This window comes from Prevotella sp. oral taxon 317 str. F0108, from assembly GCF_000162415.1.
GTDB lineage: Bacteria > Bacteroidota > Bacteroidia > Bacteroidales > Bacteroidaceae > Prevotella > Prevotella conceptionensis.
In genome coordinates this window covers 272,975-289,821 of the sequence record NZ_GG740074.1, presented here as the reverse complement: position 1 = coordinate 289,821, position 16,847 = coordinate 272,975, and the positions used below count along the sequence as shown (strand labels likewise).

14 protein-coding genes are annotated in these 16,847 nt (G+C 44.2%); 9 read left to right on the top strand and 5 right to left on the bottom strand.

Going from position 1 to position 16,847, the window contains the following annotated elements; translation table 11 throughout:
• The first annotated feature begins 1,389 nt into the window (after positions 1 to 1,389).
• From HMPREF0670_RS10525 to HMPREF0670_RS10480, 9 genes are all read left to right on the top strand, one after another.
• Positions 1,390 to 1,896 (top strand): YfbM family protein, encoded by a 507-nt coding sequence (locus tag HMPREF0670_RS10525; RefSeq protein WP_009231140.1) that lies wholly within the window; start codon positions 1,390 to 1,392, stop codon positions 1,894 to 1,896.
• A gap of 17 nt (positions 1,897 to 1,913) precedes the next feature.
• Positions 1,914 to 2,372, top strand: a complete 459-nt coding sequence (locus HMPREF0670_RS10520) for a DUF2262 domain-containing protein (RefSeq protein WP_009231139.1) — start codon at positions 1,914 to 1,916, stop codon at positions 2,370 to 2,372.
• Between the two features lie 49 nt (positions 2,373 to 2,421).
• Positions 2,422 to 2,991, top strand: a complete 570-nt coding sequence (locus tag HMPREF0670_RS10515) for a hypothetical protein (protein WP_009231138.1) — start codon at positions 2,422 to 2,424, stop codon at positions 2,989 to 2,991.
• Positions 2,992 to 3,061: 70 nt separating this feature from the next.
• Entirely contained in the window at positions 3,062 to 4,231 is a 1,170-nt protein-coding gene (locus HMPREF0670_RS10510) for an alpha/beta hydrolase-fold protein (RefSeq protein ID WP_009231137.1), read from the top strand.
• 102 nt (positions 4,232 to 4,333) lie between these two features.
• Complete coding sequence (locus tag HMPREF0670_RS10505) at positions 4,334 to 4,654, top strand: hypothetical protein (protein ID WP_009231136.1); 321 nt, start codon at positions 4,334 to 4,336, stop codon at positions 4,652 to 4,654.
• A gap of 592 nt (positions 4,655 to 5,246) precedes the next feature.
• Positions 5,247 to 6,065, top strand: a complete 819-nt coding sequence (locus HMPREF0670_RS15345) for a GLPGLI family protein (RefSeq protein ID WP_009231135.1) — start codon at positions 5,247 to 5,249, stop codon at positions 6,063 to 6,065.
• Between the two features lie 7 nt (positions 6,066 to 6,072).
• Positions 6,073 to 6,876 carry a GLPGLI family protein gene (locus tag HMPREF0670_RS10490; RefSeq protein ID WP_009231134.1) on the top strand — a complete coding sequence of 268 codons (804 nt, stop codon included), beginning with the start codon at positions 6,073 to 6,075 and terminating at the stop codon, positions 6,874 to 6,876.
• Positions 6,877 to 6,965: 89 nt separating this feature from the next.
• A complete protein-coding gene (locus HMPREF0670_RS10485; RefSeq protein WP_009231133.1) occupies positions 6,966 to 9,533 on the top strand; it encodes a carboxypeptidase-like regulatory domain-containing protein in 2,568 nt (855 codons plus the stop codon).
• A 217-nt stretch (positions 9,534 to 9,750) separates the two neighbouring features.
• A complete protein-coding gene (locus HMPREF0670_RS10480) occupies positions 9,751 to 9,972 on the top strand; it encodes a hypothetical protein (protein ID WP_009231132.1) in 222 nt (73 codons plus the stop codon).
• An 87-nt stretch (positions 9,973 to 10,059) separates the two neighbouring features.
• Here the strand turns inward: HMPREF0670_RS10480 and HMPREF0670_RS10475 are convergent, their stop codons facing one another.
• The 5 genes from HMPREF0670_RS10475 to HMPREF0670_RS10455 form a co-directional block, all read right to left on the bottom strand.
• Positions 10,060 to 12,030, bottom strand: a complete 1,971-nt coding sequence (locus HMPREF0670_RS10475) for a leucine-rich repeat domain-containing protein (RefSeq protein WP_044078145.1) — start codon at positions 12,028 to 12,030, stop codon at positions 10,060 to 10,062.
• Positions 12,031 to 12,078: 48 nt separating this feature from the next.
• On the bottom strand, positions 12,079 to 13,509 hold the full coding sequence (locus HMPREF0670_RS10470; protein WP_044078144.1) for an alpha/beta hydrolase: 1,431 nt from the start codon (positions 13,507 to 13,509) through the stop codon (positions 12,079 to 12,081).
• 261 nt (positions 13,510 to 13,770) lie between these two features.
• Positions 13,771 to 14,343, bottom strand: a complete 573-nt coding sequence (locus HMPREF0670_RS10465) for a DUF2238 domain-containing protein (RefSeq protein WP_410524383.1) — start codon at positions 14,341 to 14,343, stop codon at positions 13,771 to 13,773.
• A 91-nt stretch (positions 14,344 to 14,434) separates the two neighbouring features.
• A complete protein-coding gene (locus HMPREF0670_RS10460; protein WP_009231128.1) occupies positions 14,435 to 15,238 on the bottom strand; it encodes a hypothetical protein in 804 nt (267 codons plus the stop codon).
• A 45-nt stretch (positions 15,239 to 15,283) separates the two neighbouring features.
• The gene (locus tag HMPREF0670_RS10455; RefSeq protein WP_009231127.1) at positions 15,284 to 15,589 is read right to left on the bottom strand and encodes a hypothetical protein; all 306 of its coding nucleotides are present in this window, start codon (positions 15,587 to 15,589) and stop codon (positions 15,284 to 15,286) included.
• Positions 15,590 to 16,847 lie beyond the last annotated feature (1,258 nt).

The window sequence follows — 16,847 nt, the reverse complement described above, 5'->3', positions numbered from 1 at the left end:
GTATTCGTATTTTGCTTGTGGGTTGGCTGCTATGGTTGTTTGTTGGGGCTTGGGTTCGGTTGTGTTTTGCATGTAGGTTTATTTGTTCTCTTTTACCACTTTTAAGGATGCGCTTTGTCGTTGCGCCAAGTGGCATGCCTTTTTGTGGCTTTGGGCGGCGCTTTGTGCCGATTGTTTGGTGGGCATGGTTGCGGCAAGGTTCTGCGGGGAATGGCTGTAAAGCGGCATTGGTAAGTAGTTAAGTTGTTCGCCGGCCAACTAAGATAGTATCCTTTACGCCCCTTGCTAAACGTTAATTGCGTTTCGTTTGTTTTACAAAACGGGTTCTTCGTGATGCCCCATTCTAGGGCCGAAACGCCGCCAAAAGCATGCTTTTAGCCGCCATTCGTCATTTTACGCACCCCATTTTCTGCCAAAACATGATGGTCCAAGCGGCGTTTTGCACCATTTTACCCTTCTAGATTGTCGCTCGCTCGCAAAATTTATCGTCCAATTTTTCTGCATTTAGCACCAAAACGGTAGTCTTTTAAGTACCATTTTGCCCCTTTTTGCACGTTATTTCAGTCTGCCGAAAGGGTTTTATGCCCTTTTGTGTACTGCATATTATTGCAAAATGCCTGCTGTTTTGGTGCATTTTGCCCTGCGTTTTGGTGCATTTTGCATTGCGTTTTGGTGCATTTCGCTCTGCGTTTTGGTGCATTTTGCATTGCGTTTTGGTGCATTTTGCATTGCATTTTGGTGCATTTTACCCTGCGTTTTGGTGCTTTTTACCCCAAATTATGCTGCAAAAGGCACTTAATGGCGTGCAAAATGTATATTTAAACAATGTTCAGCGGTTATTTATCCACCTCTATACGCACCTTGTTTTGGCCTAAACAAGTTGGCGCAATACTCGCAAAAATGTGGGCGAACGGCGGAATGGCCAGAAAAATCGCAGCCATAATGTTAAATTCTATGCGCAAAACATTACATCCCCTTATCGGTGTTTTTGTCAACACAGCATAACTTCGCAGTGAGCAAACCTTATCCCTGCCGCCCTTTAAAAAGCAAAATACGCCATAGGGAGTTTTGAAAATGGGCGTAACTCCATCCTTAAAAGATGGATTTTGCTGGGCATGTTGCAGATTTTTGGTGCGTTGTTTCGTTTTTCTTGATTATAACAGCTACCTTTGTGCGAAGTTCATCTGCTTATGGCAAAGGGCTGTTTCTGCGCCAAACAATGGTTGCACCATCTGTTTTGCTTGCCAATAGGGGGCATTCAGAGTGGTGGGGTAATTGATAAGTGGGCACAACGGCAGGTTTGGGCATCAGCAAATAAGATGAAACTCAAAATATGTGTAACCAATTGCAGGCTGCTTGGTGCCTGCTTATTAACAAAATGGAAAAGTTATGGGAATGATTGCAAACTATCAGTACATCAATGATGAGCAACTAAACAGCTTGAAGAATTTCGACCGCGAAAGGAATGACGTACTGGATGAGGTGGAGGAATGGAACGAAGAAAGCGAAATGCTGTTGGATATAGACAAAATGTGGGACGTTCTGCATTTTGTGCTTACCGGCGTAAGCAGTTGCGACCCCATTGAGAACAATCCTTTAAGCGAGGCTGTGGTTGGTGTACGTTCGCTTGAAGGCATAGAAGAGTTTGTTGCCTATACGGAAAAGGAGAGGGTTGCCGATATACTTGCGGCTTTGGAGGCTTTTGATATGGAGCAGGCTATGGCAACGTTCAGTATGGATGCTTGCAAAAAGGCTGAACTTTACCCCGACATTTGGGATTACGACGATGAAGAAGAGTTGGTGAAAGAAGAAATTAGCGATTACTTCCAAAACATGAAAGACTTTTATCGGGAAGTGTTGGAGGCAAATGGACATGTGATGGTTACGATTTACTAAACAATAACTCGACTACTATGGAAAAGAAGATGATGATTGGCGCAACTGAATTTACCTTCGACAAAGGTTGCGGCGAATATGTAGGAAAACTGCAAGTGTGGGGAAGAGAAACAGACGTTTTTCTTGATACAGAACATGCAGAGGGGGATGACATCGACAAAATAGTTACTGAAAAAATAAATTGGATAGAGCGTAACAAAGAAAAGATAATGAAGGCGTTTATGGAGGAAAACGACCATTATGTAGATGTTGTTAATGAGATGATAGCCTGTGGCGACTTTAAGGCTGATGGGCCAATATCGGCAGACGACTTTGTGAATGCGCTGTTTGTAGACAATGTTACTATCTGGGTTAAGGGCGTGGACACGGACTTTGCCCTCGATTTAGATGCTAAACCCGACTATTTGCTGGGACATTTGGCCTTTATGGAGATTGATAACCAGTATCATGTTGAGTTTGGCGGGCTTAACGGCTAATCTTTTTCTTGTAAGTTTGTTATTCCTCAAAATATAAATACGCAATACAATGGACGATTTAAGAACGCTTTGCGAGAAGTATCGCGACCTCGATGTGGAGTCTAAGTTTGCAAGTATATCCGATGATATATGGAAATTAGGCTCAATTGAAAAGATTAAGGACGAGGTAAGTGCCGAAACCTTTACTTTTCATGTGGCGGTAAATATGATAGGTAATTGGAAAGGCGATGGCTGGGATTTTATCTTTTATGAAGGAAGGGCGTTACTTCCCTATATTCCTGATACGTTGAGTAGGTTAGGGTTGGTGGAAATCAAAGATGCTTTTGAAGAAACGCTGTCCGTATTCCCCGATTTTGCAAGCGATTGCGACGAAGAGGTTTATACGGATGTGGCGAACTTCTTGATTAATCCACGATTTAAAGTGGCCGACGAAAGGCTGAACGCTATCTCGAAAGAAGAACGCAGGGCATTGAGCGCGGCATACCATAAAGGTGTGCAAAGGTTAGACGACCTTTCTGAAAAGCTGTGGGGTTACGGCGCAGAAGAAGATGGCTGGAAAAACGTTTTGGATTATCTAAATTCATTCGTATTAGGTGGATCTTCATCGCAGCAAGTGTAGAATGGCTCGGAGTTGAAATGGCATGAGTGGAATGGGGTGAATTATTTCGCATTGGATGATTAAATTTTAAATGATGAAAATAAAGTATTTAGCCTTATTGTGTTTCTTCCTAGTATGCAACTTACTTCATGCTCAGAAAGATATTTACCATGTAGTTGGTGTACAAGAGATTAACTTAAAGTCGAAGTATTTTGATTTTGACCGCAAGATATGGGTGAGACTTCCGTCTGATTACAGCTTTACTGATGCACAAGATTATGATGTTACTTATATCTTCGATGCCCAAGTTACTCCTTTTTTTGAGTTGGCTAGTGCATATCCTGTATTCTTAAACGAAGGTTGGTTTTCGAAAGGGACTATTGTTGTTGGCATTTGTTCGCCACAAGACTCTGAATACAACCGTCGAGAAGATTTCTTGCCCGATGATGGTTTGACATGCAATGCGTATAAAATCAGAAAGGGCTATTCTGACAAGCTGATGTGTTTCGTGAAAGACGAACTAATGCCATATATCCGTTCGCATTATCGCACAACGGAGAAAAATCTTGCTATCGGTCACTCGTTAGGTGCATCGTTCTTGTTGCAATGCCTGTTAAATTACGACATCTTTAATGACTATTTTCTGTTTTCGCCTAATCTTGCATTTGGTAAAAACATGTTGGCGAATAAGTTTGTAAAGCATTCTTTCGATAGAACCGCTAGGCATTATCTCTTTTTTAGCGATGCAGCCGAAGAGAAAATAAAGGGCTGGGAAGGTTGGCAGACACCAAGGGATGAGGTTTATAGGTATATTGACTCGAAGGCGTTACCCAACAACATTGTGTGTAGGCACAAGTCGTACCCTGAATCAGAACATTTTGCAAGTTTTCCGTTGGCATTGCAAGATGCTTACAAGGATTATTTCGCCTATCGTGAGGCGAAAGACGCCACGGCAGAAGGAGAAGTCTATGCAAAGCATATAGAGGTGATTGTTGACAATCCTAAGTACGAAGTGTATATTTGTGGAAACCAAGCGTCGTTAGGCAATTGGGACGCCAAGAAGATTAAGATGACACATGTAAATGATTCTGTTCGTGCGATTGATGTAAAAGTACAACTACCTGCCCAATTTAAGTTTACTCGTGGAAGTTGGGAAACAGAAGGGTTTCCTGCGAATGCGTTAGGTGGTATTAATCTTCGTGTGGACAACAAAAGCAAGAAAGCGTATGTCTACAAAGTATCAGATTGGGCTGATAAATAAGAACTAACATCGAATTTGACCGATGATAAGGTTTACTTTGATGGGGTGGTATCGCTACTTGCACAGACCTTTGGTTGAACCCCAAGCGGTCTAATTACCGATTTGGGATTAAAATTATGTGTAAAAATAAAAGATGCTTTTGAGCAAACACTATCCGTATTCCCCGATTTTGCAAGCGATTGCAACGAGGAAGTTTATACGGATGTGATGAACTTCTTGATTAATCCGCGATTTAAAGTTGCCGACGAAAGGCTGAACGCTATCCCTAAGGAGGAACGGACGGCATTGAGCAGGGCATACCATAAGGGTGTACAAAGGTTAGACGACCTTTCTGAAAAGCTGTGGGGCTACGGAGCAGAAGAAGATGGTTGGAAAAACGTTTTGCTCAATTTGCAATTAAGCGGGTTGGGAAAGACCTTCTGATCGACATGGAAAACAAAGCGCATCAGTACCAGTGACAAAACAACAGAAAAAAATAATCTAGCAAGTAACCAGGCATCTGTTGTATGAATATCAAAAGATTAAGTTTCTTGGAGAACCATACAAGCACATACTTTTGTAGAGTTTTGGAAAATAGACTTAAAAAAAGAAGAGCTGATATTTGGTTGAAATAAATTAATTCTTTAAATTTGCAGTTGAGATGTCCTCCCCATCTTTTTACATTCATCTGTAACACTGCAATAGGGTTTACATCTTGAGACCTCACTCATCAAAGGCGGTACCGAATAAACAAATTATAAACAACTAACAATTTAGACATGAAAAAAATTATTGCAACTGCGTTATTCGCAATGGTTTGTTTGGCATCTAATGCCAAAAGAGTAGACATTATTGTTCATACATCTGTGGAATAGACTACAAAATAACTGAAATAGGTGATACCGTAACTGCCAAAGACCTTGTAGCCTATGCACGAACGCTCGATTGGATTTTCTGTGGGTAGTTTTAAACCTCTTTATTAAAACGCCGTTCCGCATCAACACATGCGGGACGGCATTCAATTATCATTCTCAACATGCGTAAATCGATCGTAATCCTCATTTTGTCAATCATGTCTTTGGCCGCAATCTACGCAGAAGAGACACGTACTTTCGAATCGGAAGTAAGCTATCTTGCAACGTGCATCAAAGACACAGTTACGAATAAGGTGCTGACAGACACGTTCAAATTGCGGTTTGATGGCAACAAGGCATTATTCTATAATGTGGAAACGTTTGCAGAAGACTCATTAAAACATAATGACCTTACAGCATGGCAAAAGGCAATAGGCAGTGCTTTAACAAGAAAGCAACGGGCAGATAAGGCTAACAGCTCATATTATATATTGGCTGACCTCCAACAGAAAACATATATTTTCAAAGACAAAATCGGGACGAACAGTTTTTCTTATACGGATAGTTTGCCGGCATTTAACTGGCAACTTAAATCTGAATATAAAGACATTGCAGGGCACAGATGTGCGAAAGCTATTGGTAAATACATGGGACGGACGTATGAGGCATGGTATGCCACAGACATACCAACACCTGTTGGGCCATGGAAATTTTACGGTTTGCCCGGCTTGGTGCTGTCTGTTTACGACACACAACATCAATATAACTTTACTTTTATCGATATGCAACCATGCCACGGAGAGATTACTCTTTTCCCCAGCAAATCTTTTAAGACAACAAAAGAGAAGTTTCTTAAAGAGTATGCCATATATCAAAATGACCCAATAGCATATTACAATGACCGCGCAATGATAAAAATAAACTTCGGTAAAGCCGGCAACGACTTTGAACAAGAAATAAAAAACGACAATAGACATCGGATCATGGAAATTTTAAAATAGCACATCGATGAAATCAACACTAACTATAATATTGTGTCTGGCATGTCTCCTACAAAGTAGGGCTGCCGACAACAAAGCCAATTTAGAGTGCATATACCGTCTGACCTATCAGGTTGATACCCTTACAAAACGTAGTGTCAATGCCATGATGGTGCTTAGACGCAATGAAAACTGTTCTCTTTTCTATTCGCAAGCAAACTTCGAAAAAGACTCTTTACAGCGTGATGCAAATGGAATTGAAGAGCAAAAGGCAATTAACGACACCATTAAAGCTAGGTATGGTAAGGTAACGGTATCTTATTACGTACTAAAAGATTTTGAAAAGAAACAACTTGACTTTATGGGAACCCTCCTAAACAGCAACAAGTATACAGAGCCCTTACCCGTTTTTAATTGGCAAATGTCGGAAGACAAAAAGACGATAGGCGAACACCAATGCCAAAAGGCGACATGCACATTTGGCGGAAGAGCCTATGAGGCGTGGTTTGCACCAGACATCCCCATAAACGACGGACCATGGAAGTTTTACGGTTTGCCAGGACTGATACTTGAAGTGTACGACAAACAGCACCATTACGAATTTCAATTTTTGGGCATGCGCCCTTGTGCAGGCAAGATAGAAATACCCGTTGTAGACTATACCAAAACCACAAAGAAAGAATATCTGCGGATAAAGCAAATGTCTATCGACGACCCTGAATCGGTCTTGCAACTGTGGGAAGCAAAACTTGGAATTAAAACAACACGCCCCCGTGCTCCAAAATTGCGTTCGTATGCAACGATGGAACGTGTCGAATCCATGTCGAAGTAACAAGTCTGGCGGCCGTCCATCAGCCTTCCACTCTGTCGAACTGTAGGAGGGTATCGGCTTTTCCCCATAAAAAGAGATGCAGGTACAACATGAAGACCTTGTATTTTCTGCTAGTATTAGCCGCCATTTCGGCCTTGCCAGTCTACGCACAAGAAAATGTTGTGCGTGGATTGGTGGTGGAAATGGGTAGCGGAACGCCTGTTAGGGGAGCCGTTGTGACCATTCGCAATGCCAAAGACATTATTATCTATAACACGCAAACATCGGCTAAGGGCGAGTTTAGCCTAACCATGAAACACGAAAACAGGGCCGAAACAAGGCTGGTGGTGAGCAGCATGGCACATAAAACGGCACAATGTGCCCTTACCGATCAAACTTTTTATCGCATAGAACTGGACCCGAAAGCCTTTGAGATAAAGGACGTGTATGTGAAACCCGACAAGATAACCCATCGTAACGACACAACGAGCTATTTGGTATCAGCCTTTGCCACACAGAAAGACCGCACCATCGGCGACGTTCTGCGAAAGTTGCCGGGCATCGATGTGAGCAAAGAGGGAACGGTTTCGTACAACGGAAAGGCGATAGACCAGTTTCTTATCGAGGGCGTTGACCTCTTCGACGGACAATATAACATCGCCACACGTAACATTTCGCATGATGTTATTTCGCGGGTGGACGTTGTGGAGAACTTCCAATCGAAGAAAACGCTACGGAAAAGCAAAGCTGAGGGTGGCATCGCACTTAACCTTGCCTTGAAAGATAAGGCAAAAGGGCGATGGAGCGGCAATGCAAGAGCTGCGACTGGACTACCAAAACTGTGGGAGGGTGAGATCTTCGGCGCACGCCTCTCGGCTGTTAACCAAACTTCTTTAACGGGCAAGAGCAACAACACAGGCAAAGATATCATGAGCGAAAACAAGGTGCTGACGCTTGACGAGCTGTTAAGAAAGGTGTCGACCAATGCCCCCAACCCCTTTATTAGTTCCTCGCTAGACAGGCCTGGTGTACTAGACGAAAACCGAACGCGTTTTGGACGCACCCACATCGCCAACGTGGGAAACGTTCAAAAGATGTCGCAGACGGCCATTATGCGCACAAAGCTGTACTACTCTGACGACCGCAACACCAGCGAAAGGATACAAGGTCTATCGTATTTTCTGGCCGACACAACCTTGACGCGCACCACAACGGAACACGGCATCCTTAACAACAGGGAACTATCGGCTGCCATCTTGTTTAAGAACGATAAGGAACGGAGCTACTTTTCGAACGAAATTAAATACGCCTCTACATGGGAACGCAATCGCGCCATTACACATGGCGACTATAATAACCAGTGGGAAACGCGGTCGGACATGTATTCCATCGAGAACAACCTACAATGGATACGTGCCATTGGCAGACATCACGTTAAGCTAACATCCGTCAACCTGTACCGTTTTATGCCCGAACAGCTAGCGGTTATGAACGACAGCACCCTACAACAAGATGTGAAACGGCGCCAGTTCTTATCGTCTACGCAGTTAAACCTTGTCTTCAACACGCGCCAATGGGCGTTAGAGCTGAACACGGAAGGGCGTATACAGAGCATGAACATGGAAAGCAACTATCGGACAACGCCACTTGACACGGGCTTTTACGAAAACGCCGACATCAATTACGTGGCCTTCATTGTCCAGCCCACCATCATCTATAAGCACAGAGGGCTTCGCGGAACACTGCAAATGCCGCTAAACACCTATCGTTATTTTGGCACGTCTGTGGCAAACAAGCTGTTTTTCTCGCCCAACCTAAACATTAACTGGGAGATTAACTCTCACTGGACCATTGGGGCAAAGCTGTCGTTGAACAGGCAAGAACCCGCAGTTAACGATAGTCACACGATGCCTATACTGGTAGATTACCGCACGTTTGAGATGTCGCCCATCAACTTCTATGGGTCACGAAGCTGGAACGAGATGGCGTTTGTCTCGTACACAGACTACGCCCACGGTCTTTTCGTACGCGCCAGTATGGGGTATGACACACGTTACAACACTCTTGCGCGCACCAAAAGCGTAGATAGGCGCGGTATGGCGTACTATTCTACGGTTGAAAACGACAACCACGCGCACGGAATAACGGCACTCGTCACTGTAAGCCAGCGTTTGGAATGGATTAAAGGCACATTCAACGCGCGGTGCCTGTTATCCCAAAATGCCAGCAGCATGTATCAAAATGGCATCAATACCGAGTTTAACACGGGCTCGTTACAAACGTCGGTCAGCCTCAACAGCAACGTTTGGGCATGGCTAGACCTAGCTTATCGGGCGCAGTACAACATTCATGCGCTTGAATTTAGCGCAATGAAGAGTCGCACCAAGCTGCTGACGCAGGAATTGGAACTAACATGGATGCCGACAAATGCCTTAAACTTCTCACTCTCGGCCGAACACTACGCCAACTATTTTAATGACAACACACGCAAATATACGTTTTTTGCCGACTTCAATTGTCTGTATAAGTATCGCAAAACCGATTTTACGCTGCACTTGAACAACATCCTAAACCAGCGTTTTTACAATAATGCGACTTATAACAACCTGAGCAGCACCTACAATCAGTATGGGCTACGCGGCCGAACACTAATTGTTGGGGTGAAAATGTTTTTCTAGTTCATGAGAATTTGTTGCTGTTCGCTAAAAGTTTTGAAACAGCAAATTTGGTGTTCGGATTGTCGATGAAAGGGAAACTAGTTTCATCTCATCAAAATCAGGTTCCTTTCTGTTCTTCACAAAAGTGTTTTTAGCGGACAGTCAATATATAACGGCGAATGGAAGCGATGAAACCAACAGAATAACTTACGAGCTAAGGTATTCAAAAACTTGAAGGATGTATTTTTACAACATTTCGTGTTTTTATTTCTCTCATTTTAGCGGACAGCCGATGAATGACAGGCTGAAAGGGTACATGCTTTTCGAAAAAAGAAATCCGCAACGCCTATTGATGGGCATTGCGGATAGGGAAATGGTGCCGACTTGGAGTTTAGCAGACAGCTATATGCTCAACAATCAAACAAGATTTGTACAGGTTCTAACGACCTATTTGGGTTAAATGTTGATGTGGATCGTTTTGCTAATAGCTTGATGTGGCATTTGATAGGTCTGAGGCTTAATAGCCCCTCGCAAACTCACCCCCTACTTACTGCACCACCACTTTCTTTCCATTACGAATGTAAATGCCTTTTTGGGGCTTGGAATTGAACTTGATGCCTTGCAGGTTAAACCAGGTGTTGTCTTCGTTGTCCACATCGTTAGCCACTTTTTCTATACCCGTGGCCGTTTCTCCCTCGAACAGAAGTTTGAGATTTGCGCCAACCAGCTTGTCGGACAAATGCAAGAAGGCATGGAAGGGAGTAAGTTTAGTCTCATCTGTTGCTTGCACAAACGTGGCGTTACCCTTGTTGCCCTCTGCATTAAGGGTGTAAGCAGCCCCGTTTAGCAGTTGCGCAGTGGCCAAAGACTTAACTAAATCGGCCTTGTAAACGCCAAACAAACCGTCCTTCGTCTGCGTGTTTGTGCTGTTTTGTGGGTTCACCACCACATTTTCTGCCCATATCTCTGTGCCGTCAGAGGCATATATATAAGGAGTATTGGCCTGCAACTCGTCTTTCTTGGCAAACTTCAGGGTGGTGTTGGCGTCTGCTTGCTTGTCCATGCCGTCGAAAGCAAAGGCCTTTCCGCGCGGTTTGGCGGCAAAAGGCAAAACAAGCGTCTCTTTCTTTTTGCTTTTAAAAGACGAGCGGAAGAAGGTTGCACGCTTGGCCTCAAAGCTATAAGGCAGCCGATAGGCGAGGTTTCCTTGCTGTGCCAATGCGTCGAAGGTTTCGTTTAGCTGCATTTTATAAAGGCTTGTGTGGCGTTTCCCGTCCTTATTCGTCAGCACGGTGTTGGCGGCGCGGTGCTCTTGTACCTGTGTTTTGGGCGCATACACGATGGTAAATTCGGGAAGTCCGCTTAAAAGCGCATCGCTTTCGGCTTTGCTTAGTGGGTTCATGGCCGACAAGTCGAGCGAAACCAAAGCCTTGCATTGTGCAAAGGCGTTTTTAGATTGAGTGGGTTCGATGCTAGCAGGCAAGGCAATATGGTGTAGCTTAACAATGTCGTTGCCGGTAAAGAAGTTGGCATCTATGCCGTTGATGCGGTATTCGGGATTCCATTTGCCTCCGAACGTAGGGTTGTGCACGGCCGTTTTCAGGTCTTTAAACTCGCTTGACCAATCCTTCTTGTCGTTCCTCTTGTAGGCTGAGGCCGTGAATATGCCCGGATATTGGCCAACTTGCACTATCCGATAGGTGATGTTATCGGCAACGAACTCGCCTTGGGGCACCATTGCGCTGATGGGGAGCAGGCCGTTGCAGTAGGTCTTTTGCACATAGTTTTGCGGTTTGCTGACATACCAATGGCTGGCAACGTTCACGCCCTTGTTGTGTACCAATGGCACTGCATTGCCGTCGAACATGTAGAAGTCGCACGAGCCTGCTCCGCGGAAAGCATCTTCTTCAATGCTTTGCAGCGTAGGGGGCAGTATCGCCATTTGTAGCTTGCAGCCATCGAAAGCGGCGACGGGGATGGTGGCTACCTTTATCGGAAGTGTCACCTTATTGTCTGCGAATTGGTTTCCGGCGAAAGCCTCTTGCCCTATCGAGGCCAGGTTTTCAGGCAAGTGGGCATGCCTAAGCTGGTTGCAACCCGCGAATGCACCTCTGCCAATGGCGGTTAGCGATGCGGGATAGCCGATGGTTTGCAGGGCATTGCAACCCGAAAAAGCATTCTCGCCAATCTCTTTGATGCCCTCTTCTAGGGTCACCGCAGTTAGTTTGCTGCAAAGGCTAAATGCAAAGTTAGCCACTCTCGCCACCTTATATATGCGCTTGTCGGCAGGGTTTACGATGCTGGCAGGCACAACAAGCTTGCCTTCCGAATACTGACTGATGGCTGCATTCTTGCCGTTGCCAACCTCTGCAATGTCTTCGGCCGTTACGTTAAACCACATCGGCACGTCTTTTCCGTTAAGTTTAGCCGTTCCCTTAATGAGCGTTTCCTTGCTTAACACATCGGCCGAAAGCTGTGTGCAGATGGCAAGCAGCAGTAATATGATATATTTTCTCATGTCTTTTTCTGTGTTGATGATTGTCAATGATGTGTGTGCTAATTGCCATTAGGGCTTAAATTGGTTCCATGTTTCCTCTCCTCCTGCTATGGCATCTACGCCCTTTTCCTCGTAACTCTTTCCCCAGAATGAGAAAAAGAAGGTCGAGCCGTTATCCACATGGCTGCCCTTTGATAGGTAAGTGTATTTAATAATGTTGGGGTTGGCATCTGTCCGCATCTTCTGGTATGCGCTTTCGGCATTGCCGATGGGCACAACCTCGTCTACACGCGAGTGGAAAAGGTAGATGGGGTATTTGGGTTTCCAACCCTCGGTAAGGTCGTTAACGGTGATGGCCGTGTACAAGTCGTCGAACTTGGGGTTCTTCTCGGTGGGTTCGCCCTTCATTTTCTTGCTCATAAAGTCAAAGGCGTCGGGGGTGAATATCTCAGACACCTTTATATATTCCCCTTTATTGTCTTTCTCAAAGGTGTATATCGACTTTAACTTTTTCTGTATTTCGTCGGTGGCTATCTCCTTTTTCTCAATCCATTCAACGATGCCCGTATTGAGAAAGCGTTCGTTGAAGTAGTCGCTCATGGCGTGTCGGCGCATGTAAGGGTTATAGTCTAGCATGCCCTTGATAATAAGAGGCAGTGCAACGGGCATGTAAACCTTGTCTTCGGTGATGTAAGTTCGCAGCGTGGCGAAGGGGTCGTAAGGGCCATCGCCGCAAACCGACCCGCCCAAATGCAGGTCGGTGTCGAGGAAGTTGGTTTCCATAAACTTCTGACAAGCCATAGCAACCGACCCGCCTTGTGAGTAGCCCACGCATATTGTTTTCCAATTATCCCTTATCTTGGCTCGGTTTTTCTTGCTGGTTTTGTATAGTTCGATGCCATAGCGCAATGCGTCTACACTCTGTCTGGCTGTAATTTCTTGGGCCAAATAGGGGTGGGCGTCGTTTCGGCTGATGCCATATCCTTGGTAATCGGGTAGAATTACTAGGCAGGTATAGGCCAGTTTGGATGGTGTTTTTTCTTGCGCATGCATGGTAAGCATGGCTACATCGCTTTTTATACTGCCTGTTTTGATGTATTCTGAGGGCGTACTTGCATTGTCGGTAATGGTGATGTGGCAGCCTAGAATGACGTTGTTGATGGTAACGTTGTTGTTTTGGGGCATGGCAGCTAAGGCCGTAAGTGTAACAGGCTCGCCCTTAGCGTTGATGCTGGGGTAGGTGTAACGGTAATATTCGTAGCCGAACCAACTTTCGCCATGGTCTTTGTTGTCGTCGTCGAATCCGTTTCCGCGTGTTCGTGCCACGTCTTTGGGTAATTCAACGTTTTTAATGCCACGCTCAATAATCTTCGCATCGGCAGCATTAACGCCTGTGTTGATAGTGGAAAAGTCGCGTTGTGCAGCAACCGACAAGCTGATAAGGAGCGACATCGCTAAGCAGAGTCGCCTACAATGTTTGTTTACGTAAATACTGTTCATCTTTATTTGGTGTAACTGATTATGTTGATATCTATTATCCGTATAAGATACTAGAATATTTATCCTTAACAAGATAGTTGTAAGCACGATATTGGCAACTTAAATGCCATCCGTTTCATTAGGTTCTACAATCATCGTCCTACATTTATGCTTGCAAAGTTCCGAAAAATTATCGAAGAATGCAAATAAGTTAAAGAGAAATGTGGAGTGGAGAATGGAGGTGTACCAGTGTGTGCTTAAAAGTTATAACGACGAAGGGCGTTAATGCTTTCTTTCCATATAGGCATAGCGGAGCATATAGAAGAAAAGCATCACTGTGGAGCCAAGCAGGGCTAAGGCCATATCTTTTTGTGCATCCCACATGTCGCCTTGTTGTCCGTTATAACAGTCGGCCGCATCTTCCGTCATAACAATAGTAAGCAACCATTCGAACAGTTCGTACATCATGCTACCTGTTTGTATCATCAGCCATGCCATAAAAACAGCGATGGGCTGTTGCTGTTTAAACCATTTCTTACAGAGATAGACCAAGTATGGGAACAGCAATATGCCGAAAGAAAAATGAACCAAGCGGTCATAATGATTACGAGGGTCCTGAAAGAAACCGGTATCAACCAACCCCAACGAAACAGCTAATTCTTTATACGGCACGTACGAATAGATATAGCGTGCGCCAATAACGTGCAGGATGGTAAAGCATGCAAGACCAACAAACGCCGACATGGGCATTGCTTTCTTAAACACATCGGTGATTAGCGGAATGAACAACAAGGCCGTTCCAATGTGTTGAAGCAATTGCTCGTGGGGATAAATGGGGCTAACGCATGTTATCATCGTAACAATTGCCACAAGCAGAATCAGTGCAAGTTTTGTTTTGTCTATTATCACGTTTCTGTGATTTACCTTCTGTGCTGTCTTTCTCACGTTAGTTGGGGTAATAGAAGTCTCGTTTCACATAAATGTCACCATTGGGCTTGACAAGCGAATAAGACGTTATTCTTTTGTCTTTATCGAATTTCGTCTTAACATCATACGCTGCAATGGTTTCACCATCTTCTGCCTTTGTTGTCATCTTCTTCACAGGCAAAGTAGGCAACTTTCCCATATAGCCTGTTAGCAGATATGCGTTTGACGAGGGTTGAATGAAAAGGAAACAAGCTGCTCCGTCAAGCAATGCTGGCAGACCTGATTGCGGAATGGTTTGAGTCTTGTCGTATTCTATATGAGTGCGAAATGTGTTACTGTAATATCCTCCTTCTGTGATAATGTCGGTAAGTAGATTGCCAACCCATTTAAATTTATATTGGTATGTGTCCGTGGCGTAGGTTATGGCTTTAACAAGCCTGTGCTTATTGTCGTACGTAAACAGGTAGCGGTCTAAAATGCCTATACGATTCTCTCTAACTAGGTTTCCCATAATCACTCTATATGTATATGTTGTGTCCGTTTTCCCTTTATAGTGTTGCAGGTGGCTTATCGTTTGTAGTGAGTCTGTGCCTTTTCTCTCCACAAAGAGCGGTTGACGGTTTACCATGATTGGCTCGCCCGCTTTGTTAACGAAATAACTGCTTGTGTCTTTCCACGCCGCTAACGTGTCATTGTATTGGCAACACGACACCATTGTAACCAAACGGTGCAGCTCTTGCCCTTTATACATGGCTTTATCTTTCGGTTGTTTACAGCTAACGATGAGACAGATGCTCAGCAATAAATATATTTCTCGCGTCATATAATAGGTGATGTTGTTGGGTTTTGATGAGTGCAGGTGGAAAGCCTACCACCAAGCCACTTTCGCTTTTGTAGTTTGGCCTTCTTTAAAGTATTCGTCAAGGTTGGCGTGCGACAGGGCCTTTTCGTCTAGAAAAGAAATGAATGTCCTGCCAGAGCTAGTAATACCCGTAACAATTTTCATGTTGCCCTGTTTCCATTCTGCTCGTGGGAGAATGGCTCCTACATCGCATGCCAAGTACCACCATTCGCCAAATGTGCGTACGTATTCGTCTTCTTTCAGTGGCGGCAAGAGGTTGAGCTTGGTTTCTTTCGTTGGTGCTCCGTATTTTTTGGAAAGGTAAGCAGTCAAATCACACCCCGCTCATGTACGAAGTTCCTGGACAAAGATACGATAAAAACCTGAAATGCTGCCCCATTTGTCTGTGGCAAAACATGATTAGATTTCAGAAGGCAACCTGGCGGAAGTTGTTCCATACACTCTCTACAAGTTGAAAACTTGGCTGTAAATGGCAGATTACTTCTGCGTTTGCATGATGCAGTATGTAAGTAGCATGCCCTGCAACCGCTCGCGCTCATGGCTTACGCGAAAAAGATATACAGGAGAGTGTGTGAGTAGCATGCCCTGCAACCGCTCGGGCTCATGGCTTACGCGAAAAAGATATACAGGAGAGTGTGTGAGTAGCATGCCCTGCAACCGCTCGCGCTGGAGGTCGCAAGCGTACATGTTTTCGGTGCCGTTGGCCACTCGTGCGTGTTTACGGCATACTTGTTTTGTCTAGTTTTAATAATAAATTTAACATTGTGAGTACCCTTTTTGTCCACCAACCGCTCACCTTGCCGCAAATAATCGATTCTCGCGAAGGTTGGTTTTGATGGAAAAAGGGGTTGGCCTATAAATGCTGTAAAATGAATTTTTATTTAAAGAGACCGCCATTTGCACCAGATTTTGGGCTGTTTGCCGCTAAATACACTGCGTTTTGGTGCAAAACACACTGCGTTTTGATGCAAAATGCACTGCGATTTGGTGCAAAATGCACTGCGTTTTGATACTAAACGCAAGGTAAAATGGTGCAAAACACAAGGCAAAATGGTGCAAAACGCAAGACGAAAAGCATAAATATTCACAGCAATGGTATAAACAAAACCTTTTAGAACCATGAAACACGTGACCGAAAAGGGCAAAATAGTGGTTAAAAAGTGGGATTTTAGGGGCTAAAAGCGTGTAATTGGGCTTAGAAAATTACGAGTTGGCAACCAATCTAGAAAGGCTAAATGGTGCAAAATGCAGGTCCTTTTCTTAAAATTGAACATATTGGAAGACATGAAAGACTAGAAATAGTGGCAATTTACCTACTTTATGGCCTATATTTTCGCTAGAACGGCGTGGAAATTAGAGTGGTGTTGTAAAATAAAAATTAATAATTTAAGCTTTTGATTTTTTGAGTTGGTGTGTTTTTAGTTGAAGTCATCTAGACTTTTCCCTCTTTCTTATCTTTTTCAGAAAAATCAGTATAAATGCGATATAGTTCCATCCCTCCCAACTGGTTTGTGTGGTATCGAACCTGTTGAGCACGCTCCTGTATGAATCCATCTACGCATTGGTCCTC